Here is a 25,375-nt window from a genome sequence, read left to right as displayed (position 1 = left end):
GCCTAAAAGTATGTTATCGTACTCCCTACTTAACCTCCACCTCATCCACCGCCAGTTGGGCCACGTTACCGGGATTGCGAAGCCCCGCCGGAACCCGCCCCACGTGCCTGGCAATGATCCGAATGTATCGGGCCGATGTTGGCGTGAAGTCGAAGGGGAGCCGGACAATGGCCCGTTTGCCCCCTTCGGCAGCATTGGTTTTCGCGATGAGTACAGATTTGAACGCTTTTCCATCCTCCGACACCGAAATCTCGACCTGTTTGGGCAGGCAAATATCCCGGGCCGTGTACTTCAGAAACCCTACCCGAACACTCTCTACCGGCTGCACCTGACTGAGGTCGATCACGAGGTTGATGTCATTTTTGAACGAAACCACCCCCGCGACCTCGTAGCCACCCATGCCGCCCGTCATGCCATCGGTTAGGCTATACTGTCGGTCGGGCCGACCGCTGGTCGGGGCGTTTAGCAGGGTATAAGGCTTGCCCGTCGCTTTCGAGACGATATAGTCGTTTTTTACCTTCGCCATCTCGTTTAGGTGTTTGCCCTTGTTGAATGTGGCGACTCGAACGGTTGTGGATTTGTCGAGCAGAAACGGTTTTTCGTACCGGGGTGATTCCCCCGATGGAATGCTGCCATCGAGCGTGTAGCGAATTTCCGGCAGCCAGGCTCCCCATTGTTTGCCTCCCGATAACGTTAGCTCTACCCTGCCTTCGGGTGTGGGTTTGGCCAACAGGCTTGCATCATAAATTGTTCGGGCGTAATTGACGTTCAAAATGGCTAACCGCTCGAAATGGGTTGATAGCCGACGGGTAAAATCATCGTAGTTTTTCTGCGGGATGGGCGTCCAGACCACCTCGGCCAGCGCAGCAGCACGGGGCCAAATCATGTAGTCGGCCTGGTCGGGCGTAGCAATATATTCCGTCCAGATGTTGCCCTGTGCGCCCAGAATATGCGTGGCTTCGGCGGGCGACAATACGGTGGGCGTGGGGTTGTAAGAATACACTTTTTCTAAGGGTAATGCGCCACCGAAAGCCGTTGGCTCCTGGGCCGGATCGCCCTGATAATGATCGAAGTAGCAGAACGACCCCGGCGTCATAATCACATCGTGGCGTTGGCGGGCTGCCTGAATGCCGCCTTTGATTCCCCGCCAACTCATGACCATGGCATTGGGCGATAAGCCGCCCTCCAGAATCTCATCCCAGCCAATAATCCGGCGACCTTTGGCCGTTACGAATTTGTCGATTCGCCGGATGAAGTAACTCTGTAGTTCGTGCTCGTTTTTCAGCCGTTCGCGTTTGATAAGCTGCTGACAGAATAGGCTTTTTCGCCAGGCGGTTTTCGGGCACTCGTCTCCGCCAATGTGAATGTATTTGCCCGGAAACAGGTCCATCACTTCCGTCAGTACATCCTGCAAAAACGCAAACGTTTTTTCGGTGGGGCAAAACACATCCTCAAACACGCCCCACTTCGTTGCCACCTGATAAGGGCCGGGCGAACAGGCCAGTTCGGGATAGGCGGCTAAAGCCGCCAGCGCGTGGCCGGGCATCTCAATTTCGGGGATGACGTTAATATACTTTGTAGCGGCATAGCGCACGACCTCGCGAATCTCGTCCTGGGTGTAAAAACCAGCGTAGGGTTTTCCGTCGAACACCTGCGGGTCAGCGTCATCATAGTGGCCAATAATCGTTTCATGCCGCTGCGATCCGACCTGCGTTAATTTGGGGTATTTTTTGATATCAATGCGCCAGCCCTGGTCGTCGGTCAGGTGCCAGTGGAAATTATTGAATTTATGCAGGGCCATCAAATCGAGGTATTTCTTGAGGAACGCTACCGAAAAAAAATGGCGGCTCACATCCAGACTCATACCCCGATAGCTGTAGCGGGGTTTGTCCTGAATCCGGCAGGCGGGTAGGGCAAGCAGCGGGGAGCGCGGGGCAGGCGATATAACCCGGCTTGCGGCCCCCTGCCCTGCGCCCAACACAGCGGGCGGCAGGAGTTGATAGAGCGTCTGAACAGCATAGAAAATTCCTTTAGGGGTAGACGCTTCGACGGTTACCCACTTTTCGGTTGCGTCGATTCGGTAGCCTTCATCACCCATCGTCGTGTCGCGCGTGAGAGCAAACACAATTCGATTCTCCGGTGATGTAAGGTCATCAGACTTGCCTGTAGCCATATGCACGGAAAGGGCCAGGCCGCTGCTCCGGTTGATTTGATTGGCAAACGCATCGACAATGACTTTGATCGCAGGCTGAGCAGCGGGCACCAGTAGGGTAGTGGCACCAGTAAGGGTAAATTCACCGGCGCGGGGTTCAAGCTGGGCCGGTCGGGGAATAATCGTGTACCGGTCGGTAACCTGACCAATGGCAAGAGTTAGCTGAGTAAGGAGGAAAAGGCTGAGTACGAGACGGGTGGCCATAATAAGCGATGACGGTGGGTATTACTTTTGCTTGCAATAGTCGTTAATCGTTTGTTAGTTACGATTGAATACCCTATTTATTATTCCCAATGACGTTGACAAATTGGTTGGTTACCCTGATTTTTTGCCTGCTCCTGACCACGGCAACGGCCCAGATATCGACGGGAACCGGCCCGGCCGAAACGCATCATTACGCCATTGAGATGGCAGGCATCCGGGTGGGGACCATGACCGCCATGCGGCAGCCACTGGCCGACAATCGCACAACCTACACCCTCATTAGCGATGTAAAGGTGAATTTGCTGGTCTATACCGTAAAAATTTATTATAAAACGGTGAACCAGTTTGATGGCAAAAAATTGACTCTGGCAACCGTTGATGCCCGCACAAATCGCGGAAATTTCGCGTCACGGACCGAATGGAAAGGTGATCATTATGACATTGTAGCTGATCAATATAAGTACAAACACCAGGCAACCGAAACCCAGAATATTGATTTTACAAGTTCACTTTTGTACTTTTACGAACCAACGGGTCGCAGTAAGGTCTATGCCGAGTATTTTGGTGATTATTTCACCCTGACCCGGACAGATAAAGGCTACCACGCGGTGATTAGCGACCGGGCTGACGACTACAGCTACGAAAACGGTCGGTTAGTGAAAATTGTCAAACACAATTCAGTTAAAAATTTCATTGTGCGGCTGCTGGATTAGTGAATAAAGGTCAGAAAAAAGCGTGTGAAGCCGCTGTGTATCGAGTGTCGTTCAGGTTGAACGGTTAGTAGCATACCCACCGTAACTCATGCTGTTTAATGACCAAACTCCTCCTGATGGTTGCCGTCGGCTTCGGCACCAACCTTCTCACTCACCTCTCGTCGTTTGCACAAACGGGTCAGTTACTGGCTCTTAGTCTCGCAAAGTCAACCAGGACGCTCACTAAGCTGTCGGCCCTAAGTAAACCCGATGATAGCCCTGTTCATTTCTGCGGGGAAACCATTCCGACCAATCATCCGGCTATCATTGCCCGCTGGACCCGCACCCTGAACCAGCAAGTGGCGTATGCCCGCGATTTAGCCCTGTTGAAACGCCGGGCGTCGGTTGTGTTTCCGCTTATCGAACCCATTCTGAAACAATACCGGATTCCGTCCGATTTCAAGTTTCTGCCTCTGCTCGAAAGCGCCGTGACGAATCGGGCCGTTTCGCGGAAGGGCGCTGCCGGTTTCTGGCAACTCATGCCCCAAACGGCGCAATCGTTGGGGTTAACGGTATCACGTCGGCACGACGAACGGTTTAATCTTCAGAAAGCGACTCATGCCGCCTGCCGCTACCTGACTGAACTGTATGAGCAGTTTGGCTCCTGGATGCTGGTGGCCACGGCCTACAACGCCGGACCAACCTATATTCAGCAACTTAGCAACCGGTATCCGGGCGAGCATCCAATGGCCCTGCCTTACCGGGCTGCCGAAACCAAAGCCTATTTATTTCAGGCGGTAATTATCAAGGAATTACTGACCCGCCCGCAGGCCTACCGTAATCAATTGAGCAGCCAGAACCTGGCCGATTTGAGCGATGAAAGTACACCAATGCCCCTGACCGAGCGAACGGCTATTCTGGCATCGTTCGATATGAGCGAAACGGATTTCCCTGATGTCAGGGTGGAACCAATAGAAGCGAACTTTGTCGCCGATTCGACGACGACCGTTGTTTTGCTGACCGAGACCGACGATGAACAAACGGCTGAATCAATAGCCGAATCACCTAAAGAAGTGATGGCGTCGTCATCGCCCCAGGCGGTTCTGCCGGTTGATCGGTTAGCCACGCGCAGTCTCAGCGAAGGGTCCCTTTCCGATGGACAGTTGTGCGTTTTTCAGGTGGTGCAACCCGTAACGATCAACGGGCGGGCGTTTGCGGTTGGCGACGTTATTCAGGCTCATATCGAAATCATGGACGCAGCATCAGGACGGGTATACCTCCGCACCGATCACCTGACAACAGCACAATCCCAGCAAATGGTACCACTTAACCTTGTGGCTACGGGGCAGCCTAAACAGCCGGGTGTTGGGCTACCTATCCGACTGGAAGGCTGGCAACTGATGTGGGAAGCGTTATGAATGAATAATGAGTGAATTGTGAATGAGTGAATAAAGACACGTCTCATAATTCATTCACAATTCACTCATTATTCATTACTTTGGGTCCCTGCCGGTTTATTTCGGAAACATAGGCTTCGCTGGTGATGCCAACCGACAGAAACGCCTGCTGCATGGCGGCACCTACCTGCTCGGCGGTTTGGGCGTCGCGGCTCAGGGCGAACATCGACGGTCCCGACCCCGAAATACTGCATCCGAGTGCGCCATTGTCCAACGCAGCCTGTTTGGCTTCATTGAATTCTGGAATCAGGATGGCCCGCACCGGCTCAATAATCACATCGACCAACGAACGGCTAATCAAATTATAGTCGGGCGTCATCAGGCCCGCAATTAGTCCTGCCACGTTTCCCATCTGGGTGATGGTATTTTTCAGCGAGACTTCGTTTTTAAGAATGAACCGGGCATCTTTCGTATTTACCTCAATATCGGGGTGTACCAGCGTGCAAAACAGGGTGGCTGGGGTTTCAATTCGGATTACGTCCAGGGGCTGGTAACTCCGAATGACCACAAACCCCCCCAATAAGGACGGGGCTACATTATCGGCATGGGCCGAACCGCAGGCAATCCGTTCGCCTTCCATGGCAAAGGGCAGCAGTTTCATGGTAGGCAATGGTCTGCCCAGCAACTCATTAACGGCAAATACACCCGCCACCGCACTGGCAGCGCTGGAGCCTAAACCGCTGCCCAGCGGCATTTGCTTGTGCAGCACAATGTCCAGCCCTACATCGAGCCGGTTAATATGCTTGAGGTAGGTCTGGATGGCTATTCCTGCCGTGTTCCGGCTGGCTTCGCGGGGCAACCGCCCTTCATCGCCAAGAATGTCGGTAATGCGAACACCCGGCTCCTCGCTGGCTGTTAGTACAATCTGATCGCCGGGATTATCAACCGCAAAGCCAAAAATATCGAACCCACAGGCTACGTTGGCAACTGTAGCGGGGGCAAACACACGAATAGAATCCACGATAGAAGAAGGGGCAACAAAGCGCAAAGGTAATGATTTGGCCCGGAAATCACTTACCCCGTCTATTCTACCCGAACGAAGGCTGAATGACATCCCTCAATGCAGGGTGGATGCAGGGTAAGTGTATCATTTTTAAGGGTAATCCACTGAGAACCTGCATACCCGGAAACATTCGGGGAAAAGTGAATCTGAACGATTTTGTTCGTGGTATCGGTTCGAAAGGACGTATACGATTGATAGGATTTCAATTGATCGCCCTGTGCCCGCACCTGACCATCGGCGGTAAACGTCAGGGTCTGCGCCGGTTTTGATGGAATCTTATCAACAATGTAGCCCGCTCCCGGCGAGTAGCCTGTTTCATACAGGAGCCAGGTTCCAGCCAGTCCTTCGCCATGCACGGGCTTTATTGAGTCATCTGATCGGCAATTTAGTAAGCCGAGCAGAATCGTTGCCATAAGTGTCCAGCGGTTCATAATTTCTCTATTTTTGCCTATAGAGTCTGTTTAATGAGAAACAGTTGGAACGCCTGGCCTGTTGCCCTCACCCCAACCCCTCTCCCAAAGGGCGAGGGGTTGGGGTGAGCGAAGTTTATTCACCAAATAACTGATGCCAGACGCTTTTCGCTTTTTCTTTGGCCGCTTCGATCTGAAGAGCCGCTTCGGCCTTAAGTTCATCGAGTTTGACCTGGGCTGCTTCGAGTTGGATAGCGGCTTCGGCCTTCATTTCGTCAAATTTATCTTCCGCTACGTCGGCAAGTTCATCGGCTTTGGCAGAGGCTGCGGCAAAAGCCGTTTCGGCCTGCGCCTGTAAGCTGGCTAAGTTCTCGGCGGTAGCAGCTTTGGCGGCTTCAAAATGCTCGGTAGCTTTTGCTTTAATGCCTTCAATATCAATGTCTTTGCCAAACTCCTGAGCCTGCGCTACTAACTTGTCTTTCAACTCATCGAGTTCAGTAGCGGCAGCGTTGAGGTGCTGGCCCGCTTCCGTTTTGAACGCTTCGAGTTTTTCGGCAGTGGACGCTTTGGTGGCCTGTACCTGTTCGGTTGCCTTCGTTTTTTCGTTGTTTTCCATCAGATTACTCGTGGGATGTTTAGTAGGGAGCGAAAGGTAAACAAAATGTACAACAGGTATCCGGGTGTTTTTGTTGAGTGGCGGTACGTAGGGAAGGGGGGTATAAAACCAGTAGGCCGAACTGGATGGTCAATGAACGCCACTACCCTAACCGACGTACAATCAGACTATTGACCAACTCAAACAGGCTGGCGGGAAGCAGTGCCCGCCAGTTGGCAATGTCGAGCGTTCCGCCAAAATTAATGTAGTAGTCGAGGTGGTATTTTTTCCACTCGCGCTCGATAAATTCTGGCGAATGAATGGCGGCAATCCAGCCATCCTCCACGTCTTCAAACCATTCCTCGTAATAGCTGTCGTCGGAGCCGTGAAAGTTGTAAATGTTCTCCCCAATCAGCACGAAATACTTAATGCCCTGTTGCACAAGCGGGTCGACTACCTGCCGTTTGAGGTACATGATGTCGTTGTGGAGGGTGTCGTTCCATTCGCCAAAGAGTTCGATGACAACAAAGTGCCGCTCATAGTTCGCAAAAAGAATCTTGCAATACAAGGTCTCCGAGCCGATCTCATCCCAGAGCGGATGAATATAATAGCCATAAATGGTATTCTCATATTGCTGTAGATTATACTCCCGCTCATGAAACGGCGACTGCTCGTCTTCGGATGCCGTGTAGTATTTTTCCCAGCCGTAGAAGGGTTCAATGTCCTGCATAATTAATGAGTGAATTAGCGAATTAGTGAATGACCGAATAACCAGGCCGATGGCCGTGTGCGGTAGTCAGGCAATGAATAGATGAGTCGGAACCATTCACTCATTCACCAATCGCTCATTCACCAATTGTTCATTGCATAACGCCAACAGACGGGCGATTGTTGAGCGGGTTTTGGGTATGTTTACGCCATGAAACCCGTCAGCAGAAACATTCTTATCACCGGCGTTTCGACCGGCATTGGCTACGGGGCGGCTAAGCAGTTTATCCGGCGCGGTTACACCGTTTTTGGAAGTGTGCGAACGAAAACTGATGCGGATCGGCTACAAACCGAATTCGGCCCTAACTTCGTGCCGCTTCTATTCGACGTGACCGATGCCCAAGCCGTAGCGAAAGCTGCGGACTGGCTATCCGAACGGCTGGCCAACGATGGGCTGGGTGGATTGATCAACAATGCCGGTATTGCCGTAGGTGGGCCATTGCAATACCAGTCAATGAATACCTTCAGGCAACATTTTGAGGTGAATGTTATGGGGTTGGTGCAGGTGACGCAGGCTTTTTTGCCCCTGCTTGGCGCACGTGAAAATCACCCCGTTCAGCCGGGACGGATTCAGAACATCAGCTCGGTAAACGGTCAGGTAGCCATTCCGTTTATGGGTGCCTATGTTGGATCAAAGTACGCTGTTGAAGGTATTTCGCATAGCCTGCGCCGGGAGTTGGCTTTGTTCGGCATCAAGGTGGTTATTGTTGGACCGGGGGCCGTTAAAACCCCAATTTGGGGAAAGGGAACCGATATGAGTCCTTATAAAAATACACCTTATTTTCCGGCCATGCAACGCTTTCTGAAACAGGTTGAAGTTGCGGAAGCGAGAGGATTTTCAGTTGATTATCTTGGCGAACGCCTTGTCGATATTCACGAAACGCCCCGGCCCCATATTCGGTATGCCCTGGTTCCGGGTAAACTAATGGGCTGGATATTGCCGCGCTTACTGCCCCACCGAACGCTGGACTGGGTTCTGGAGCGAATCAGTGGACTGAAACAATAAATAGTTTTTTAAACAAACTATGCTAAAGCCCACTTTTCAGAAAGACACGGCCCTTCTGGCCGACATCGAAATGGCTCGCAACCAGCCAGATGACTTACACATCTGGTGGCTTGGTCAAAGTGGTTTTTTGCTGCAACACAACGGCAAACACCTGGTATTTGACCCCTATCTGTCAGATTCGCTGAGCCGCAAATATGCCGGTACCGATAAGCCTCACGTTCGCGTATCGGAACGGGTGATTGATCCGTCCTGGCTGAACATGATTGATGTGGTTACCTCCAGCCACAACCATACCGATCACCTCGATGCCGAAACTCTGTTACCCTTCATTGCTGCCAATTCGGGTTTGAGCATGGTGATCCCCGAAGCGAACCGGACTTTCGTCGCCGACCGGCTGAAAACAGAATATGACTGGCCTACTGGTCTGAATGATAATCAAACGACAACGGTTGATGATTTTGTGTTTCATGGTGTTCCGGCTGCCCACAATGAACTCGAACGCGATACGGAAGGGCGCTGCAAATTCATGGGGTTTGTGGTCGAAATAGGCCAATACCGGGTCTATCACTCCGGCGATACACTTTGGTTCGAAGGCTTGGTAGACGTACTCCGACCGTTTGCCGTCGATGTAGCGTTTCTGCCGATCAACGGCAACAAACCAGAACGGCGCGTGGCGGGTAATCTTAATCCCGATGAAGCCGCCCGACTGGGCCGCGACATTGGCGCAACATGTGTTATCCCGCATCATTACGACCTGTTTGACTTCAACACCGCCGATCCTGCCGATTTTGTTCGGGCCTGTGAGCAGTATGGTACGCCCTATCGGGTAATGCAGTTGGGTGAACGAGTGAGCCTGACTCGGTAGAACAGGTTGTAACGTAGCTTTTCAACCTATCATCCGACCCGGCAAATCATGAAAAACGTCCTGATTTTTTATCTGTTAGCTGCCTGCCCACTGCTGGCACAAAATGATACTACCCAGCAACGTGCCCTGAATTTTACTATTCAGGTCGTTGATAATCAGATTGCTATTGGCTACGGCCTGGCTATTGGCGATGTGGATGGCGACAAACAACCTGACATTCTACTGGCCGACCAGAAGGAGATTGTCTGGTACCAGAATCCGGGCCGTAAGGATGCCCATTGGAAACGTCACGTGATGGCGGCTAACCTGACTCCGCAGGATAATGTCTGCATTGCCGCCCGCGACATAGACGGCGACGGGCGGGTAGAAGTGGCCGTTGGCGCAGGCTGGAACCCCGCCGAAACAGCCGACAGCACTAAATCGGGAGCGGTTTTCTACCTCCTCCGCCCACAGGACCCAACGCAGCCCTGGGAGCCGCTGCGCCTGCCTCACGAGGTGACTACCCACCGGATGCGCTGGGCCAAAGTGGGGAAAACCAGTTATCAGTTAGTTGTGGTGCCCTTGCATGGTCTGGGGAATAAAAATGGAGAAGGCCGGGGTGTGCGGGTGTGGGGCTATGAATTTCCAAAAAATCCGCGTGGCCCCTGGAAACAGCATTTAGTTGACTCAACCATGCACCTGACGCATAATTTTGAAATCTGGGAGGACGGTGAAAATGGTTCGGCTACGCGCTTAATTATTGCCGGAAAGGAGGGGGGAGCTATTTTCCGGTGGCGAAAAAAGCAATGGCAGCCCGTTGAGGATGAATCGGCCAGTAACGCGCTGCCTTTGTTGAATAAAGGCGTTGACGGTATTGGTGAGATTAGACGCCTGGACAACGGCAAAAACATAGCCACCATTCAACCCATGCACGGAAATTTATTGCAGGTCGAAAGCGGACTCTATTCGGCTCAAAAACCTCGCAAATCCGTATCTGACAAACAAATAAGTATACTAACTGACATGTTTAGCCAGGGGCATGCGCTGGTTTGCGGTGACTTCTTAGGCGTTGGTTCCGACCAGATTGTAGCTGGCTGGCGTAATCCCAACGCCGACAAAAAAGTAGGCATTCGGTTATTCAAACCCGATGAAACCAAAAACTGGCAGGGATACCCCATCAACGACAGCGTGCGGATGGCCTGCGAAGATCTGCAAGCCGCCGACCTCGACGGGGACGGTGATTTGGACCTCATCGCATCGGGCCGGGCTACGCTTAATGTGCTGATTTACTGGAACGGTTTAAAACCATAATGAAGTTTCAGGTTCCAGCCGGACGCCAGCCATCCGATTGGACCATGACCCAGCGACCTAACGTTTCGTTAGTGGCTTACTTGTCCGGCCAGTGTTTTCAGGGCCGATGCCAGCCCCTCAAGCCGGGGGGCAATGTCGCCTTCAGATCCCATCAGGGCGCTAAACTCCGTAGTTTGGGTAGCTAATGTTGTTAACAACTGGCTTACTTGTTCGCTATTAATCGGGTCATTTGTCAGGTGCGTCTTTACCTGCTCAAGAGTACTGGCAATGTCGGTAGCATTTTCCGTTTTATGGAGTTGCTCCAGCCACTGATCAATAACGCCTGTACCGCTTTGCGGAGTTGTTCCGGGTGATTCGACCTCCAGAATAGCCATGGTCGCGTCGAGCAGGTCGGTAGATTCTTCGTGAGTCAGCATATCAGAGTTGGTTACTGAAATTACGCAGGGCATTGGCTAATTCCTGGAGTTGGGACGCCGTTCTGCCGTCAACAATTGGTTCGTGCGAGAGGGCTGATGTGTGGCTGGCCATTGCGAGCAGCAGGTGGCGGATTTTTTCGCCATCGAATCGGCCCGTTTTCAGATGATCCCGCAGGGCCGTTAGTTCGGCCATGATACGCTCGGCACCCACATCGCCGGGCAGTGCATTCAGCCAGCCTTCGAGCAATAAAATACCCTGCTCGGCAGACATCGTCTTGTTAATGCCATCGCCGAAGGCACCTAAGGTATCGGTGAGCATTCGTCGTTCAAGTGTGGTTCCAATTTCTTCCATGGTATAGTGAATTTTGTGTTCCCTCACCCCCGGCCCCTCTCCCATAGGGTGAGGGAACATAGTATTATGAATTACTGCCGAGGTTTCGAAGAATTTTTGACAGGCTCTCCAGGCCGCCCGTCCAGGTGCCTTCGGAGTCAGGACCTTCAGCTACTTCCTGAGTTTTATCGGCCAGGCTGACCAACAAATCCCGGATGTACTGACCGTCGGGTTGGGCTGCCTGTAACGCCGTGCGAAGTTCGTTAAGCTGGCCCTGCAACTGGTCAAGATTCGAATCGCCCTGCAATGCCTGCAACCACCCGTCGATAAGCATGACTCCCTGCACCGGCGAAACAGCGGCCAGGTCGTTACTCCGAAAGGCACTGAGGGTATCATTCAGCATTCCCTCTTCTAAACTATTCGATCCCATTCGATTAAAACGTTGTCAGGTTTAGTGTCATTACGTTTTGCGTAGTTTTCAACGCAGCTTATAGGGCTATCAAGGCTTTTTCATAACCCTGCCAATGTTCGCAGCGAAAACGCTATAGTATCGAGCTTACCCGCGGTTTGCTCCTGTACGTTCGACCCCTGAGCCAACAGCGCGGTATTGTCGGCAAGGTCTAAAAGCAGACCTTCAATGAGGTCCGCATCGGGCTGATCAAGGGTTAACTGCTTCCGAAGTTCGTTCAGTTTCTCTTCGATGGGTTGGGTGCTCGTGTTCCCCGCAATGACTCGCAGCCAGCCGTCAATAAGTTCAACTCCATCGGAGGAGGAGGCCAAAACAGAGCCATTGTCGTCGGTAAGGCTATTTGTGCGCTCAAAAAGCCGCTGATCTAAAGCATGAGAAGGCATATTTTTCTGAATTAACAACAGGCCAAAAAAGGTTATGTTTCGTCGGTTATCCGGTTACCCGCCTGTGATTAGCGGATAACCGGATAACCCAGCCCAATGACGGTTTGTTTAGTCCATAACCAGAGAAAACCCGACAAAAGAGAAACCAATCCATATAACTCGCCGGTTTACTACTTAATGGACCCTATTCGTTTACAAGCCGACCTGCAGTATCAGTTTGCCCGCAGCGGAGGAGCAGGTGGGCAGAACGTGAACAAAGTTGCTACCAAAGCCGAATTGCGGTTCAACGTTCGCCAATCGTTGCTGCTGACGGACGAGGAACGGGCTATTGTGGAAGAGAAACTGGCCAATAAACTGACCACCAACGGCGAATTGGTGCTGACCCACCAGACTGAACGGACCCAATTGGCCAATAAGGAGAAGGTGACCAGAAAATTTTACCGGCTTATTGAAAAAGCTTTTGCGATGCCCAAACCCCGCAAAGTCACAAAACCCTCGAAGGCATCGGTGGAGGAGCGTATTGCCGGTAAAAAGCAGAAAAGTAACGTGAAGGCGAATCGAAAAAAAGTAGACTATTAACGTAAACCAATCATGCAAGGAATTGACCAGCAGCCTGCGCTTGCCGCAGGAACAATCACAATCGGCGGTGACCTGACCGTTAACCGAATGGGGTATGGCGCCATGCGCCTGACCGGCAATGGCATCTGGGGGCCACCCAAAGACCACGACGAATGCATTCGGGTCCTGAAACGCACGCTCGAACTGGGCATTAATTTTATCGACACCGCCGATAGTTACGGCCCGCACGTTTCAGAAGAGCTGATTGCCGAAGCCCTGCATCCCTATCCCGATGGGGTTGTGATTGCCACCAAAGGCGGTCTGCTTCGCACGGGTCCTAACCAATGGCCGGTCGATGGCAGCCGCAAACACCTCGAAGAAGCGCTGAATGGCAGCCTGAAGCGACTGAACGTTGAGCGGATTGACTTGTATCAACTGCATCGTTTTGATAGCAAAGTGCCGTCGGAAGAGTTTCTCGGCTTTTTGCAGGAAGCACAGCAACAGGGTAAAATCCGGCACATTGGCCTGTCGGAGGTAAGTATCGAGGAAATCGAAGAAGCCAAAACCTATTTTGAGGTTGTGTCGGTGCAGAACATGTACAATTTCGGCCAGCAAAAGTGGAACGATGTCCTACGCTACTGCGAGCAGAACAACATCGCCTTCATTCCCTGGTATCCACTCAACGCCGGTAACGTAACCGCCGAAACCGCCATTAAAAAAGTAGCTGAACGACACGGCGCTACTGATTACCAGGTTGCTCTGGCGTGGCTGCTGGCGGCATCGCCGGTGATGCTGCCCATTGCCGGGACCTCGTCGGTGAGGCATCTGGACGAGAACGTTCAGGCGGCAACCATTAAACTCACTGGTGACGATTTTCGGGATATGCCCCTGCCAGACTGAGGATACAAAAAAAGCCTGCTGAGAAGCAGGCTTTTTTTGTATCCGTTCTGTGACTTAGGCAGCCTGAAGGCCTTTTACCCTGTCTAAAGCGCCTTGTAGTTCAGTTAGTTGCTTTTTGAGGTCCTCTTTAATGTGGGCTGGAATGTGATCTTTATCAATCGCATCCTGATATGCCTCAACAGCCGCGCTATCGCCAAATTCAACCGATCCCAGAATAGCCTCGCGATCTTTTCCCGTAATGGCCGACTTAATATCGATCCAGGCACGGTGTAGTTTACTGCTAATATCGGTAGAGGTTGCATCGGTAACCGCCTTTCCATCAATTCGGACGATATGGTCGGCAAGCTGGCTGCGGAAGTTCTGGCTTTGCACGACATTATGCCGGAAAATATCCTTCAACTGGGCATCTTCGGTGTCTTCAATTGCATCTTCGTAGCCCTGAATGCGGTCATTATTGATTTTGACCAGTTCATTGAGATCGTCAACAATTTCTTCGTTCTTAATCATAACCGTTGTCTTTTGATAGTTCGTGTTCTGAAAAGACAACAGTATGTGCGCTGAAATGTTTCGTTCTAAAGAACGCCTGTTTTAGATTTTTCGGTTAGTTGCCCGTAGTTACACTTTGTATCCGCACGGTCGATCCTTTTTCAAAACCGTACTGACTTTCGGGACTGGTGAGGGAAATCTGAGAGATTACATTATCCCAGCCTGGAAGCTGGCTTGTATTGATTTCGTAGGTTCTAAATTGCCCATCCCCAATTATGGGGAAATCGACATAGCGACCCGGAATTTCCAGAAAGTCGATATCTTCGGGTTTTCGCCAGACAAACCGGGCCACCGTTCCTTTGGTTTGAAAAGCGGCCTGAAACCGTACTTTAGGGACATTAGCCGCATACCAGAACGACAGCGGGCTCATAATCCTGAATTCGCGTTTTTTATCATCAGCCCGGTACCAGCGAACGTATAATTCGTTCCGAATGGGCCAGCCATTATCGCGGGTGTTGGTAAAATGCCAGCCCTGGCGGTCATTCACAAATTTAAAATCGGGGCCTGCCGGAGGCCGGGGCTGGCTGTACACATACTGCCGGATGTCAGTAAGTGACCCCACAATGAGCGTGTATTCAAATTCATACGTACCGTTGTGATCGACCACTAAAAAATCTTCGCTGTTGATATAACCCGCCGACACGTCGAATTCACCACCTACGTGCGGAATCCCAAACCCACCCGTTCGAAACCGCACTTCGCGGGGTTTAAACAAGCCCACGCCCCGTCCCTTATCGTTCAACAGGGCGGCCCAATGCTCAGTGCCATAGCGGTTAATGACTTCCCGCTCCGAAAATTCCGAAACCGCATCATTCGTAAAAGGTTTCATGCCCGTATACAGAAACATGTGGTCATAAGGGCCATTCAAATAAATGCAGGGCGATTCCTGGGTCCGGGCTTCATACTGTGTGGTGTCGGAGCGACGATCCACCACCACCCGGCACCGCACATGCACTGTATTGGCCTGGGCGGTAATCCAGTGCTCAAATGTGCATTCGGCAACTTCGTTGTTGAGCGGCCAGATAAGCGGGATCGTTTTCACATACAGCAGGTTATCCGTTTGCTGGTAACTCACGATACGGGCTGGATTCAGGAAAAAATCACCTGCCTGCACGGGGTTCCAACCCAGATTTATCCACTCTGGAACGGGCTGTTTACCCCCCTGGCTGTAGGGATACGGACCGGCATAAATGGCTGTCTGGATTTGGCGGCCCAAGTCCGGGTTGTTGACCATGTTTTCGCTGCTGCCCGCTTCGGCTAAATACGTGATGGCTCCGCCCATGTTCAGGTCAATGCCGACGCGCAGTTTGTTGGTAGCCAGGAACAGTCGTTTTTGCGAGGAGGGTGATTCCTGCGGGGGCAGCCCTCCGCCCGGTGGATTGGGGTGAACGGGTGGCGTGTAGGGAGCTGTGGACGGAAAATCCCGAACGCAGGTAACGGCCAAACAGCTAATCAGGACGCACAGAATCAGTAGATACGGACGAGTCATAAACGCAGAGTATAACGCACAGATCAGTCAAAAATAAAGACATAGGCTTAACAAACCAAAAAGTACGAAAATTTCAAGGCAAATGTGTAGTTTAGTCAGCAAAGTCACTGATCATGCCGGCTGAATCCCCACAAACATACCGAAACCAGCTCTCCCCTGAGGATTTCGTTTTTGCCGTTTCGGCTACGGAGGAGGAGTTTAAGGAACGCAAAGAGGAGATGCGTAGTAAAGGGGTGGAACGTTTGACGGGGTTAGCCCTGCAGCAGCGATATACGGATATCCAGACGGGTGAGGAAGCAGATACACAAACAAAATTATACACGTGCATTAATGAAACGGAGATAGGAGCCGGAAAGGGTACATCTATTACGGTTGAAAACATACGGGGGGGCGTCCCGACTCTGGTGCTACGGCGTAGTTTGCTTCCTGACGTAATCATAAAAAATTGTGCATTAGTAGACGGGGCCAACGCGCCTAATTCAGTGTCTTTTTTAGTGAGGGAAAGTATAACCGGAGATTTCTTTATTGAGCGCAGTATAATAGGCAACTTCTCCATTAGACAAACGGAAACGGCCCGTTTCTTTATTTGGCAAAGCACCACAGGCTATTTTTTAATTGATCAAAGTAAAACGGGCTTCTTCTCCGTTAGAGAGAGCACAACAGATTATTTCACCATCAGGCAGCAAAGTGTAACAGGCAAATTCGTAATTAATCAGAGTAAAACGGGCAAAATTTCCATTAATAAAAGCACAATAGGTAAATTCTCTATTGAGCAAAGTACAGTAGAGGGTTTTGCTGTCAGGAATCAAATTAATACCGGCGAATTTGACATTATCAATAGTGAGATAGGCAATTTCACAGGCGATAATCTGTATAGCAGTTTCCATCTCATGAAAGCTACTATTGCCCAATTTCGCCTGAGCAATTGCCGGCTAACTGAGTTGAAAATTGAGCCGGGTTGCAAAATAGAGTGCTACATTGCCAAATCAGCTATAAACTTACTTGATTTACGGCATCTAACACTCCCTAAAGAGTCAGTGATTTCATTCGTTGAGTGCGCGATGTATGCCTGCCTGATGGAAGAATTTACTGTTTTGGGCAATTTGTTTTTCCTACGGGTAAAAAACTTAGCAAGTCCTTTTGTAGAAGAAGTGCCTGATGAAACCAGGGAAAAACAATCAAATGTGCCGGTCGCTACGTTTCGCATTGCCCGGTCTTCTCTCGGCAAAACCGAATTTACTGAGTGCGATTTGACGGAATTTCGGTTTGAGTTTAACAACGCTAAACTCATGGAATCCTTTATTTCGGGCGGGACAGTGCCAGAGAAGAATGTTGTTATCTACGAGGTAGAGGAAGGTACGTTGCAATGGCAGGAGCAGAACGTGTTTTTTTATAACCAGATCAGGAAAATTTTCGAGGGCCAGGGCGATATCTATTGGGCTACGTACTTTCAGGCAAAAACCGCCAGCTATCAGGAAGAAGTACTTAAACTTCGCCGACTGGGTGAACGACGTAAGCAGATTCCAGAGCCTTATTTTAACACTACTTTCTGGGATCTGCTTACGTTAAAACTTAATCGCTGGTCCAATCTCCACGGCGAAAGCTGGGGTCGTGCTTTGGCCTTTATATTGGTTGCTCCATTGCCCGTTTACGTATTGTTCCTCTGGGCGGGCGGGCGATTGTTCCTCAATACGGGCATCGACTGGAACCTGGCTGGCGCCTATTTTACCTTTCTGGACCCAACGCACAAGATTGATTTCCTTAAGGTTAAGTTAACAGGCTGGTCGAGTTTAGTGGACTTTCTGGGGCGTATCATCGCTGGCTACGGCATTTATCAGTTCATTTCAGCTTTTCGCAGGCATAGCCGAAAGTAAGCGCAACTTTTTCCGGGTCTTCGCTTCTCCATTCCCCATAAACCCCTAATTTTGCAGGATTTTTGACCACACTGAATAGCCGGTAGCTGTCAGGTACTGCGCTCAGACCACTATTCATCCGAAGCCGCCCGTGCGGTTTATTCTCCTGCTGGAAAATGCCTAAAAATACCAACATTCGCTCGGTTCTTATTATCGGCTCTGGTCCCATCGTGATCGGTCAGGCGTGTGAGTTTGATTATGCCGGTTCGCAGGCCGCCCGCTCCATTCGTGAGGAAGGCATTGAGGTCGCGTTGATCAATTCCAACCCGGCCACGATCATGACCGACCCCATCAATGCCGATTATGTGTATCTGCTGCCGCTGGAGAAGAAATCCATCGTCGACATCCTGAAAAAACACCAGGAAATGGGTAAACCCATCGACGCGGTGCTGCCCACAATGGGCGGCCAAACAGCGCTGAACTTAGCCATCGACTGCGACAAGGCGGGTATCTGGAAAAAATACGATATCCAGATTATCGGTGTCGATATTAAGGCCATTGAAACCACCGAAGACCGGGAGAAATTTCGCTTGTTGATGATCCAGTTAGGGGCTGGCGTATGCAAAGGCCGCACCGCCCGCTCGTTTCTGGAAGGTAAGGAAATAGCCCAGGAAATTGGGTTTCCGCTTGTTATCCGGCCCTCGTTTACGCTCGGCGGAACGGGGGGAGGCTTTGTGAACACGCCCGACGAGTTCGAAAAAGCCCTCACGCACGGCCTGCACGCGTCGCCGGTGCATGAGGTGCTGGTGGAGCAGAGCGTGATGGGCTGGAAAGAATACGAACTGGAACTGCTGCGCGATAACAACGGCAATTTCGTGATCATCTGCTCCATCGAGAACTTCGACCCGATGGGCGTTCATACCGGCGACAGCATAACGGTTGCGCCCGCCATGACCCTTCCCGATACCCTCTATCAGCAGATGCGCGACTTAGCCATCCGGGTCATGAGTGGCATCGGGCAGTTCGCCGGGGGATGCAACATTCAGTTCTCGGTCAATCCGCAAACCGACGATATCATCGTCATCGAGGTTAACCCGCGCGTGAGCCGGTCGTCGGCCTTAGCCTCCAAAGCAACGGGCTATCCCATTGCCAAGATTGCCGCCAAAATGGCCGTTGGCTATAACCTCGATGAGTTAATCAACCCAATTACGGGAACCACGTCGGCGTTTTTTGAACCCGCCATCGACTATGTGATTGTGAAAGTGCCGCGCTGGAACTTCGATAAGTTTCCCGGCGCCGACCGGTCGCTTGGCCTGCAAATGAAGTCGGTGGGTGAAGCCATGGGCATTGGGCGGAATTTTCAGGAGGCCCTCCAAAAAGCCTGTCAGTCGCTCGAAATCCGGCGGAACGGGCTGGGTGCCGACGGGCACGAACTTACCGACCGCAATGCGCTCACCCACAGCCTGCAACATCCAAGCTGGAACCGTCTGTTCCATATCTACGATGCGTTTAAGGCGGGCATGTCGTTCCGCACCATTCAGCAACTGACCCGAATTGACCCCTGGTTTCTGCACCAGATTGAGGAACTAATCGAACTGGAGCGCGAAATTCAGCAGTACGACCTGGACGATATACCGCCCGAACTGCTCCGAACGGCCAAGCAAAAAGGCTATGCCGACCGTCAGTTAGCGCATTTGCTGCAGGTGAAGGAGAGTAAGGTGTATCAGTACCGGCAGGCCCACAACATCCGCCGGGTGTATAAGTGCGTGGACACCTGCGCGGCTGAGTTTGAAGCCAAAACGCCCTATTATTACTCGACTTTTAACAACCAGGTGCCCATCATGACCGACCACGCCGAACCGGTGTCTGACCTGCCCGGCAATGAGTCGATTCGGAGCAATCGTAAGAAAATAGTGGTTCTTGGTTCGGGGCCGAACCGCATTGGACAGGGCATCGAGTTCGATTATTCCTGCGTGCATGGCATTCTGGCCGCAAAGGAAGCAGGCTATGAGACCATCATGATTAACTGCAATCCGGAAACCGTTTCGACCGACCCCGACATTGCCGACAAGCTGTACTTCGAGCCGGTTTTCTGGGAGCACGTTCACGCCATCATCATGCACGAACAGCCCGAAGGCGTTATTGTGCAGTTGGGCGGGCAAACGGCCCTGAAAATGGCCGAGAAACTGACCCGCTACGGCATCAGGATTATCGGTACAAGCTGGGAAGCCCTCGACTTAGCCGAAGACCGGGGCCATTTTTCGGAGATGCTGAAAACCCTGAACATTCCCTATCCGAAATTCGGCACGGTGCGCGAGTCGGAAGCCGCCATCGACCTGTCGCGGGAGTTGGGTTTTCCACTGCTGGTGCGGCCAAGTTACGTACTGGGCGGGCAGAGCATGAAAATCGTTATCAATGAGAACGAACTGGAGCAGCATGTGATGAAGATTTTGCAGGATATTCCCGACAATAACATCCTGCTCGACCACTTCCTCGAAAACGCCATCGAAGCCGAAGCCGATGCCATCTGCGATGGTGAGGACGTGTACATCATTGGCATCATGGAACACATCGAACCGGCGGGCATTCACTCCGGCGATTCCTATGCGGTGCTGCCCACCTTTGATTTGAGCGAGAACGTGATCCGTCAAATCGAGGAGCATACCCGTAAGATTGCCATTGCGCTCAAAACCGTCGGGCTGATTAATATTCAGTTCGCCATTAAAGACGAGTTGGTGTACATTATCGAGGCCAATCCCCGTGCCAGCCGCACGGTGCCCTTTATCTGCAAAGCGTATCAGGAGCCGTATGTCAATTACGCCACAAAGGTGATGCTGGGCGACAAGAAGGTGAAGGATTTCGACTTTAAACCAGTCAAAAAGGGGTACGCCATCAAGATTCCGGTGTTCTCGTTCAACAAATTCCCGAACGTAAACAAAGAACTCGGTCCCGAAATGAAGTCGACCGGCGAGGGCATTTATTTCATCGACGACCTGACGGACGATTTTTTCCAGACTATCTATTCGGAGCGGAATCTGTATTTGAGCCGGTAGGTACAGTTCATACGTAAAACAGTTGTGCCACGCCTAAACGAGTGTGGCACAACTGTTTTATTGTAATTTGGGTTTATAAGATAGATATTTACACTGTACCCTTAGAATTGTAGAAGCTATGACTGTTGTAGCTGTTGAGTTGGATGATAAACTGGCACTCGAACTGAAGCAGATATCTGAGTCATTGCAGACCAGTGAAGTTGATATTATTAAAAAAGCCGTTGATACGTATCTACGTCAGCAACGAATGGATCGGATTCGGGCTGAAATACAACCTTATGCAGAAGCTGCTGGCTTTGTAAATGAAGATGATATTTATAAAGAGGTTTCGTAACGGTTCAACACTTTTATAACTTTTTTGATTTGGCTAAGTAGGCGCACAAAGGCGTAATTTTGCTTCAATAAATCAAAAAAATATGTCTACTAATTTATTGCCGTCTACTAAAATACTATTCGATACAAATGTTCTTATTTCAGCCTTTATCTTCAAGAAATTCCCTGGTGAAGTGTATCAGTATTGCGCCGAACGATACAGCCTTTACACCTCAGAATGGATGCTTGAGGAATTAACTGGAATCCTAAGGGGAGCAAAATTCAAATTGCCTTTATCTTTGCAGGAAGATATTCTTTTACAGGTAAGGGCAGACGCACAAATCGTCTCGCCCACTAACGACCTTCCCACTGATTCCCGCGATCCTGACGATAACAATGTCTTGCAAGTGGCCCTATTTATTGAAGCAAATTTCCTGATTACGGGTGACCGAGACCTGTTAGATTTAGAGAATGTCAGTAACACCAAAATAATTAGTCCCAAGACTTTTTTTGACCGATACATGGTTTAACTACTTTACGCAAACAGCTCCGATACTGTAAACTGCATGTCCGGCACAACGGGCGCGGCTGAGACTACGTCCTGCCCTTTGTAGGCTTTTAATTCGTCAGGGGAGGTATAGGCGTAAATTTTCTGACGCTTTGGAACGATGTACCAAACCAACTGTGCGCCCCCGTCGAAATAATCCTGAAGTTTATCCAGTACATCCTGGTGTGATTCAGAATCGGACAAAATTTCAATAGCGAAAGCCGTATTTACACGCTCTCCACGACGAATAGCCTCTTTTTGTGAAGCTGTAAAGTATGTTAAATCAGGCACGCGCTTCCGGACACCGTCCACATAAGAATCCATCTCTGGCATTAATTCGTCGCCCTGTTGAAACGACAATGTTTTGATGAACAATCGGGTTAGAAAACTGGCAATAAAAATTTCGTCCTGCTTCATAGACGGTTTACGTATAATTCGCCCTCGAACAAACTCATAGCTGCCTTCGGTGGCGTACTGACGTTCCCACTGCTCAAACTCATCGACGGTTTGCAGATGAATGGGTAGTGTTTGCGGTTGTGCTGGTGCTGCAAGCATAGCTGATTGACGACAGATTTACCAAATATAACCAGATTTCGGCAAATTTACCCTTAAACAGAGCCGCCCGCCTTGTCTCAGACAAGGCGGGCGGCTACTCCCTCAAACACTGTATTAAAAACCTAAGCCAATGGCAAGTCCGCGAACGGTTGGGTTGCCTGGTAGCATGGAACCATTAGCCGCAAAGCCCGTGTCCAGATTAATGATATACACTTTAGTGACACCACCCACTCGCAGAAGTGCATAAGCCCGGTTGGTCATACCGCCAATGTCGAATCCATTAGCCGCTTCAATCTCTATGCCCAGCAAGCCATCTCCAGTTATAAGCTTAACCAATGTTCCGTTGTTGGGCGGGTTCTGCTGAAGCAGTGCAGCGCTGCCCGAACGGACGTCGAGGTCGTATAAGGTTGTCGTAGCTGCCCCCGCGAAGTTGTTTGTATAAGCAGCTCCCGATACCTTTGGCGTGCCTACTATTCCCGGAGCGTAGTTCAGCATGCCATCGGTGGCTGCTAATGTTCCGTCGTTCGGATTCAGTCGAAGGTTTTGCCCAGTATTGCTGACGACGCGGATACGGTCGACAGTTGGGTTAAAGTCGAAACCAAAATCGCTTCCCGACAGGGTAAACGCCCCCGCGCTGCCAACCGGAGCCGCAGTCCAGGTGCCTGATGCCGCAACCGTGATGGTGTACAGTCGGCTGGAGCTTCCCAGTGCATACAATTGACCGTTTGCTGGCCGGAAATCAACACCCTGCAGTGTTTCGCCAGGCTGCAGACCCGTGATTGTTTTCGCAATTGGGATCGGGTTGTCCGGGTTGAAAACCAGCAGGTTATTTGCGCCGTCGATGGCATAGGCAACCGGCTCGGTAGGAATAGCCAGGCCAATAATGGTACCGGGCAGGTTACCTAATTTTTGCAACCGGCCTGTTGTCAGGTTAATTTGCTGCAATTCCGATGCCCCGTTGAACGTCACGGCAACTAATCCCTGCGTGTTATCATCAGACGCAATATCAAACCCGGAGGCTCCGGTAATATCTAAACCCAGCGGACCAACGCTGGTTAACGTGCCGTTGTTGGGTGGATTCTGGATATACAGCCGGTCCGTTGCGGGGTCAATGTCGTAGAGAGTTGTGGTTGTTTGCCCTGCCCGGTTATTGGTATAGGCAACTTCACTGATTGTGGCGCCCATCACCCCATTAATCGACCCATCGGTGGCAGCAACCATACCCGTTTCGGGGTTAAGCCGCAAATCCTGCCCGTTAGACCCAACAAGACGAATGCGGTCGACGGTTGGGTTGAAATCCATGCCAACAACACTGCTGGCAATACCTGGTGTGAATTGACCGGCGGTTAATGCCCGGGCAGCCGCTGTCATGGGATTGATGACAAACACCCGGTTTTGATTACTAATCCCGTAGAGTTGGCCGGTAGCGGGCCGGAAATCAATCGACAACATGCGTTCGTCCTGCGCTGTGCCCGTAATGGTCGTTGTCGCCAGGGGCGAATTGGAACTGCGGATGTTCAGGCGCAGTAGCTGATTGGCATCGTTCAGCGCATATATTGTTCGATCAGGTAAAGTGTTGGAATCGGGTGCCAGCCGGTGATCCTGACAGGAGTTGAGGGTAAGCAGTGAACCAATCGTCAGCAGGCCGACGAAGATGCGGAGTTTGTTTCGATAAAGAGTAGTCATAGCATTGAATTTAAGGCCAATTCCTATACGCCGGAATGGAGTAAATGGATTCAGGAAAGGTGAAATTTAATTAAAAATATATTTACCGGCGCAGCCCTTCGTAACTGGAGTGGAAAAGTCGATTTTTCTAAGCAGGATTTGCCGCATGTAACATCAGTAAAGTAGTGAAAATCCTGTAACCCTGTCGAACAGGTCTTACCAGGTCTTTTTTATACTCAGAAAGCCGCCCACTGTCTCGGGCAGCAAATCGCCCCGGTCAAAAGCCAGGGAGGTTGTCAACACCGTTCCTGCCTGCCTGGTTATCCTCCATTGGGCCGATAGAAAGCCTGACAGTTGATAAAAAACCTGCGGGTAAGGGTGTCTGTACGTGCCAAAATTGCGGCTATAGGACAGCCGTGTCGTTAGCGTAGGCCCGCGCCGGAACTCGCTCATTGTCCCAAGATAATACGCCACAACCCGGTTATTCGGGAAAAAGCCCGACCCCCCAAAATCATTGTTAACCGTCGGGTTGAAATCTGAACGGGGGATGATAAACGGCGTGCCCAAAGTCCGGCCCCGATACGACCATCCCTGAATGTACTGGCTGTTGTTGAAATAATTATCAGCCCCCTGATACCGGGCTGTTGGGTCGAACGTCGGGCCGCTCTGATTGGTGGTGCTCAACCATTCAAGCACGACCCGCTGAAACCGAAAACCGGCCTTGCGGGTCGAGTGGTTCAGCAAACGCAGACCCGTCAGGCCATCGGGCACATTCTGCAACGCCAGCCCCGACGCATCGTCGTACATATGCTGATGGTAGAGCAGCCAGTTCGTTCGGGAGCCGTTCCATTCCAGGGCGGCATCGTAGCTACCCACATGATTGCCCACGCGATTGGTCCCGTCGAACTCCGTAAACCGGTCGTTTTCCAGCGCATCGGGGTAACGCCCCGTTACCAGTGACAGGTAATCCTGGAAGGCGGTGGGCATACTACCATTTACGGCTAACGGATTACCAATCAGATAATCGGCCCGCCCGCCCCATTGCACCTGATGGTTCAGCCCGCCATAGAACCGAACCCGCCAGGTGGGTTTCCCAAGGCGGCCATACAAGTACTTCTGATGCAGGTAACTCCCTTGTATATAGGTATTTGCAAACCAGGCGTGTGCATAGCCAACCCGAAACGCGAAAACGCCTTTGGTGAATCCCACCGGTACGAAGTCGGGCGTATGCAGGTAGATTTTCGGAAAGGGCATGGCGTTCCCCGACCAGGCCACAAAGCCTGACGTCAGGACGGTATCGCCCAGCCCGGCTACATCGCGCCGATTACCGCCATATAACTCAAAGCGGCCAAACCTGACCTTCACGTAGGCATCGGGCAGCAGCACTGCCGGATTATTGGGCGTTGAAGCAGGCCCGACATTGGCAACGGCATACAGGCCAAAACCCCAGTCGAAGCGCGACGTTCGCTTTTTAGCCGAATCGGATCGGGGTTTATAGTCGCGCCATATACCCGCCCGAAGCGTGCCGGCCGAGCCTTGCACGGGAACCGTGTTGTATTGATTGGTTCGCAGCCAAAATGGATTTTGACCCCCGGATGCCCCCAAACCACCCAGTTCTACCGAGTAGCGAACAGGTGCAGCCGGTTGCGCCCAGGCCGGCAGTGTACTCAACCAAATGAGACTTCCGAGTAGGTAGCGTATTCGCATAGGGTGTCGGTTGACCGGGCTTTTCTTTGGTTAAACATACGGCATAATTACCAATTGAGTTTAATAAACGAACGAAAAGGTGCATAACT

General features: G+C 51.3%; 25 protein-coding genes. 11 read left to right on the top strand and 14 right to left on the bottom strand.

The window, feature by feature from the left end; genetic code table 11:
* Positions 1-25: 25 nt before the first annotated feature.
* Positions 26-2,416, bottom strand: coding sequence for a glycoside hydrolase family 20 protein (locus ACYVI1_RS28090; RefSeq protein WP_460914656.1), 2,391 nt, complete (start codon positions 2,414-2,416; stop codon positions 26-28).
* An 89-nt stretch (positions 2,417-2,505) separates the two neighbouring features.
* Here ACYVI1_RS28090 and ACYVI1_RS28085 point away from each other — a divergent pair, with 89 nt between their 5' ends.
* Positions 2,506-3,129, top strand: coding sequence for a DUF6134 family protein (locus ACYVI1_RS28085; protein WP_460914654.1), 624 nt, complete (start codon positions 2,506-2,508; stop codon positions 3,127-3,129).
* Positions 3,130-3,227: 98 nt separating this feature from the next.
* A complete protein-coding gene (locus ACYVI1_RS28080; RefSeq protein WP_460914653.1) occupies positions 3,228-4,526 on the top strand; it encodes a lytic transglycosylase domain-containing protein in 1,299 nt (432 codons plus the stop codon).
* 61 nt (positions 4,527-4,587) lie between these two features.
* On the opposite strand, the gene ACYVI1_RS28075 is transcribed toward ACYVI1_RS28080, so the two are convergent.
* The 4 genes from ACYVI1_RS28075 to ACYVI1_RS28060 all read right to left on the bottom strand — a co-directional run bounded on the left by ACYVI1_RS28075 (position 4,588) and on the right by ACYVI1_RS28060 (position 7,303).
* Entirely contained in the window at positions 4,588-5,526 is a 939-nt protein-coding gene (locus ACYVI1_RS28075) for a homoserine kinase (protein WP_460914652.1), read from the bottom strand.
* A 62-nt stretch (positions 5,527-5,588) separates the two neighbouring features.
* Entirely contained in the window at positions 5,589-5,999 is a 411-nt protein-coding gene (locus ACYVI1_RS28070; RefSeq protein ID WP_460914651.1) for a hypothetical protein, read from the bottom strand.
* Positions 6,000-6,114: 115 nt separating this feature from the next.
* Complete coding sequence (locus tag ACYVI1_RS28065; protein WP_460914649.1) at positions 6,115-6,594, bottom strand: hypothetical protein; 480 nt, start codon at positions 6,592-6,594, stop codon at positions 6,115-6,117.
* Between the two features lie 142 nt (positions 6,595-6,736).
* The gene (locus tag ACYVI1_RS28060; protein WP_460914648.1) at positions 6,737-7,303 is read right to left on the bottom strand and encodes a hypothetical protein; all 567 of its coding nucleotides are present in this window, start codon (positions 7,301-7,303) and stop codon (positions 6,737-6,739) included.
* 189 nt (positions 7,304-7,492) lie between these two features.
* Here ACYVI1_RS28060 and ACYVI1_RS28055 point away from each other — a divergent pair, with 189 nt between their 5' ends.
* Genes ACYVI1_RS28055 through ACYVI1_RS28045 form a run of 3 tightly spaced genes read left to right on the top strand, consistent with a single transcriptional unit; the run spans position 7,493 to position 10,502 of the window.
* The gene (locus ACYVI1_RS28055; protein WP_460914647.1) at positions 7,493-8,347 is read left to right on the top strand and encodes an SDR family NAD(P)-dependent oxidoreductase; all 855 of its coding nucleotides are present in this window, start codon (positions 7,493-7,495) and stop codon (positions 8,345-8,347) included.
* A gap of 19 nt (positions 8,348-8,366) precedes the next feature.
* Positions 8,367-9,212, top strand: coding sequence for an MBL fold metallo-hydrolase (locus tag ACYVI1_RS28050; protein WP_460914645.1), 846 nt, complete (start codon positions 8,367-8,369; stop codon positions 9,210-9,212).
* Positions 9,213-9,260: 48 nt separating this feature from the next.
* The gene (locus ACYVI1_RS28045; protein ID WP_460914643.1) at positions 9,261-10,502 is read left to right on the top strand and encodes an FG-GAP repeat domain-containing protein; all 1,242 of its coding nucleotides are present in this window, start codon (positions 9,261-9,263) and stop codon (positions 10,500-10,502) included.
* Between the two features lie 68 nt (positions 10,503-10,570).
* On the opposite strand, the gene ACYVI1_RS28040 is transcribed toward ACYVI1_RS28045, so the two are convergent.
* The 4 genes from ACYVI1_RS28040 to ACYVI1_RS28025 form a co-directional block, all read right to left on the bottom strand.
* The gene (locus tag ACYVI1_RS28040) at positions 10,571-10,918 is read right to left on the bottom strand and encodes a hypothetical protein (RefSeq protein ID WP_460914642.1); all 348 of its coding nucleotides are present in this window, start codon (positions 10,916-10,918) and stop codon (positions 10,571-10,573) included.
* A 1-nt stretch (position 10,919) separates the two neighbouring features.
* Positions 10,920-11,270, bottom strand: a complete 351-nt coding sequence (locus ACYVI1_RS28035; protein WP_460914640.1) for a hypothetical protein — start codon at positions 11,268-11,270, stop codon at positions 10,920-10,922.
* 64 nt (positions 11,271-11,334) lie between these two features.
* A complete protein-coding gene (locus ACYVI1_RS28030) occupies positions 11,335-11,679 on the bottom strand; it encodes a hypothetical protein (protein WP_460914639.1) in 345 nt (114 codons plus the stop codon).
* A gap of 80 nt (positions 11,680-11,759) precedes the next feature.
* Positions 11,760-12,101 (bottom strand): hypothetical protein, encoded by a 342-nt coding sequence (locus ACYVI1_RS28025; protein ID WP_460914638.1) that lies wholly within the window; start codon positions 12,099-12,101, stop codon positions 11,760-11,762.
* A 177-nt stretch (positions 12,102-12,278) separates the two neighbouring features.
* Here ACYVI1_RS28025 and arfB point away from each other — a divergent pair, with 177 nt between their 5' ends.
* Together arfB and ACYVI1_RS28015 are read left to right on the top strand one after the other, a co-directional pair.
* Complete coding sequence (gene arfB, locus ACYVI1_RS28020; RefSeq protein ID WP_460914637.1) at positions 12,279-12,680, top strand: alternative ribosome rescue aminoacyl-tRNA hydrolase ArfB; 402 nt, start codon at positions 12,279-12,281, stop codon at positions 12,678-12,680.
* A 12-nt stretch (positions 12,681-12,692) separates the two neighbouring features.
* Positions 12,693-13,559: an aldo/keto reductase gene (locus ACYVI1_RS28015; RefSeq protein WP_460914635.1), complete on the top strand. Its 867-nt coding sequence runs from the start codon at positions 12,693-12,695 to the stop codon at positions 13,557-13,559.
* Between the two features lie 54 nt (positions 13,560-13,613).
* Here ACYVI1_RS28015 and ACYVI1_RS28010 read toward each other — a convergent pair whose 3' ends face one another.
* Both ACYVI1_RS28010 and ACYVI1_RS28005 read right to left on the bottom strand, forming a co-directional pair.
* A complete protein-coding gene (locus tag ACYVI1_RS28010; protein ID WP_460914634.1) occupies positions 13,614-14,066 on the bottom strand; it encodes a ferritin-like domain-containing protein in 453 nt (150 codons plus the stop codon).
* A 94-nt stretch (positions 14,067-14,160) separates the two neighbouring features.
* Positions 14,161-15,594, bottom strand: a complete 1,434-nt coding sequence (locus tag ACYVI1_RS28005; RefSeq protein WP_460914632.1) for a hypothetical protein — start codon at positions 15,592-15,594, stop codon at positions 14,161-14,163.
* Between the two features lie 113 nt (positions 15,595-15,707).
* Here ACYVI1_RS28005 and ACYVI1_RS28000 point away from each other — a divergent pair, with 113 nt between their 5' ends.
* From ACYVI1_RS28000 to ACYVI1_RS27985, 4 genes are all read left to right on the top strand, one after another.
* The gene (locus ACYVI1_RS28000; protein ID WP_460914630.1) at positions 15,708-17,468 is read left to right on the top strand and encodes a hypothetical protein; all 1,761 of its coding nucleotides are present in this window, start codon (positions 15,708-15,710) and stop codon (positions 17,466-17,468) included.
* 155 nt (positions 17,469-17,623) lie between these two features.
* Positions 17,624-20,500 carry a carbamoyl-phosphate synthase large subunit gene (gene carB, locus ACYVI1_RS27995; protein ID WP_460914628.1) on the top strand — a complete coding sequence of 959 codons (2,877 nt, stop codon included), beginning with the start codon at positions 17,624-17,626 and terminating at the stop codon, positions 20,498-20,500.
* A 118-nt stretch (positions 20,501-20,618) separates the two neighbouring features.
* The gene (locus ACYVI1_RS27990) at positions 20,619-20,834 is read left to right on the top strand and encodes a hypothetical protein (RefSeq protein WP_460914626.1); all 216 of its coding nucleotides are present in this window, start codon (positions 20,619-20,621) and stop codon (positions 20,832-20,834) included.
* Positions 20,835-20,916: 82 nt separating this feature from the next.
* Positions 20,917-21,342 (top strand): putative toxin-antitoxin system toxin component, PIN family, encoded by a 426-nt coding sequence (locus tag ACYVI1_RS27985; protein WP_460914624.1) that lies wholly within the window; start codon positions 20,917-20,919, stop codon positions 21,340-21,342.
* 5 nt (positions 21,343-21,347) lie between these two features.
* Here ACYVI1_RS27985 and ACYVI1_RS27980 read toward each other — a convergent pair whose 3' ends face one another.
* The 3 genes from ACYVI1_RS27980 to ACYVI1_RS27970 form a co-directional block, all read right to left on the bottom strand.
* A complete protein-coding gene (locus ACYVI1_RS27980; protein WP_460914622.1) occupies positions 21,348-21,914 on the bottom strand; it encodes a Uma2 family endonuclease in 567 nt (188 codons plus the stop codon).
* Positions 21,915-22,028: 114 nt separating this feature from the next.
* Positions 22,029-23,600 carry a DUF4394 domain-containing protein gene (locus ACYVI1_RS27975; protein ID WP_460914620.1) on the bottom strand — a complete coding sequence of 524 codons (1,572 nt, stop codon included), beginning with the start codon at positions 23,598-23,600 and terminating at the stop codon, positions 22,029-22,031.
* A 195-nt stretch (positions 23,601-23,795) separates the two neighbouring features.
* Complete coding sequence (locus tag ACYVI1_RS27970; RefSeq protein ID WP_460914618.1) at positions 23,796-25,286, bottom strand: capsule assembly Wzi family protein; 1,491 nt, start codon at positions 25,284-25,286, stop codon at positions 23,796-23,798.
* Positions 25,287-25,375: the final 89 nt, after the last annotated feature.

The organism is Spirosoma areae, assembly GCF_054781775.1.
The sequence above is the reverse complement of the archived record's forward strand: the minus strand, read 5'-3'. Positions and strand labels throughout refer to the sequence as shown.

What these genes read in the sequence shown, in the direction of transcription:
- ACYVI1_RS27975 (WP_460914620.1), bottom strand. Translation starts at nt 23,600, where the DNA reads ATGACTACTCTTTATCGAAACAAACTCCGCATCTTCGTCGGCCTGCTG.
- ACYVI1_RS28090 (WP_460914656.1), bottom strand. Translation starts at nt 2,416, where the DNA reads ATGGCCACCCGTCTCGTACTCAGCCTTTTCCTCCTTACTCAGCTAACT.
- ACYVI1_RS27985 (WP_460914624.1), top strand. Translation starts at nt 20,917, where the DNA reads ATGTCTACTAATTTATTGCCGTCTACTAAAATACTATTCGATACAAAT.
- ACYVI1_RS28015 (WP_460914635.1), top strand. Translation starts at nt 12,693, where the DNA reads ATGCAAGGAATTGACCAGCAGCCTGCGCTTGCCGCAGGAACAATCACA.
- ACYVI1_RS28010 (WP_460914634.1), bottom strand. Translation starts at nt 14,066, where the DNA reads ATGATTAAGAACGAAGAAATTGTTGACGATCTCAATGAACTGGTCAAA.
- ACYVI1_RS28085 (WP_460914654.1), top strand. Translation starts at nt 2,506, where the DNA reads ATGACGTTGACAAATTGGTTGGTTACCCTGATTTTTTGCCTGCTCCTG.
- ACYVI1_RS28070 (WP_460914651.1), bottom strand. Translation starts at nt 5,999, where the DNA reads ATGAACCGCTGGACACTTATGGCAACGATTCTGCTCGGCTTACTAAAT.
- ACYVI1_RS28000 (WP_460914630.1), top strand. Translation starts at nt 15,708, where the DNA reads ATGCCGGCTGAATCCCCACAAACATACCGAAACCAGCTCTCCCCTGAG.
- ACYVI1_RS27990 (WP_460914626.1), top strand. Translation starts at nt 20,619, where the DNA reads ATGACTGTTGTAGCTGTTGAGTTGGATGATAAACTGGCACTCGAACTG.
- ACYVI1_RS28030 (WP_460914639.1), bottom strand. Translation starts at nt 11,679, where the DNA reads ATGGGATCGAATAGTTTAGAAGAGGGAATGCTGAATGATACCCTCAGT.
- ACYVI1_RS28045 (WP_460914643.1), top strand. Translation starts at nt 9,261, where the DNA reads ATGAAAAACGTCCTGATTTTTTATCTGTTAGCTGCCTGCCCACTGCTG.
- ACYVI1_RS28065 (WP_460914649.1), bottom strand. Translation starts at nt 6,594, where the DNA reads ATGGAAAACAACGAAAAAACGAAGGCAACCGAACAGGTACAGGCCACC.
- ACYVI1_RS28050 (WP_460914645.1), top strand. Translation starts at nt 8,367, where the DNA reads ATGCTAAAGCCCACTTTTCAGAAAGACACGGCCCTTCTGGCCGACATC.
- arfB (WP_460914637.1), top strand. Translation starts at nt 12,279, where the DNA reads ATGGACCCTATTCGTTTACAAGCCGACCTGCAGTATCAGTTTGCCCGC.
- ACYVI1_RS28060 (WP_460914648.1), bottom strand. Translation starts at nt 7,303, where the DNA reads ATGCAGGACATTGAACCCTTCTACGGCTGGGAAAAATACTACACGGCA.
- ACYVI1_RS28040 (WP_460914642.1), bottom strand. Translation starts at nt 10,918, where the DNA reads ATGCTGACTCACGAAGAATCTACCGACCTGCTCGACGCGACCATGGCT.
- carB (WP_460914628.1), top strand. Translation starts at nt 17,624, where the DNA reads ATGCCTAAAAATACCAACATTCGCTCGGTTCTTATTATCGGCTCTGGT.
- ACYVI1_RS28035 (WP_460914640.1), bottom strand. Translation starts at nt 11,270, where the DNA reads ATGGAAGAAATTGGAACCACACTTGAACGACGAATGCTCACCGATACC.
- ACYVI1_RS28025 (WP_460914638.1), bottom strand. Translation starts at nt 12,101, where the DNA reads ATGCCTTCTCATGCTTTAGATCAGCGGCTTTTTGAGCGCACAAATAGC.
- ACYVI1_RS28005 (WP_460914632.1), bottom strand. Translation starts at nt 15,594, where the DNA reads ATGACTCGTCCGTATCTACTGATTCTGTGCGTCCTGATTAGCTGTTTG.
- ACYVI1_RS28055 (WP_460914647.1), top strand. Translation starts at nt 7,493, where the DNA reads ATGAAACCCGTCAGCAGAAACATTCTTATCACCGGCGTTTCGACCGGC.
- ACYVI1_RS28080 (WP_460914653.1), top strand. Translation starts at nt 3,228, where the DNA reads ATGACCAAACTCCTCCTGATGGTTGCCGTCGGCTTCGGCACCAACCTT.
- ACYVI1_RS27970 (WP_460914618.1), bottom strand. Translation starts at nt 25,286, where the DNA reads ATGCGAATACGCTACCTACTCGGAAGTCTCATTTGGTTGAGTACACTG.
- ACYVI1_RS27980 (WP_460914622.1), bottom strand. Translation starts at nt 21,914, where the DNA reads ATGCTTGCAGCACCAGCACAACCGCAAACACTACCCATTCATCTGCAA.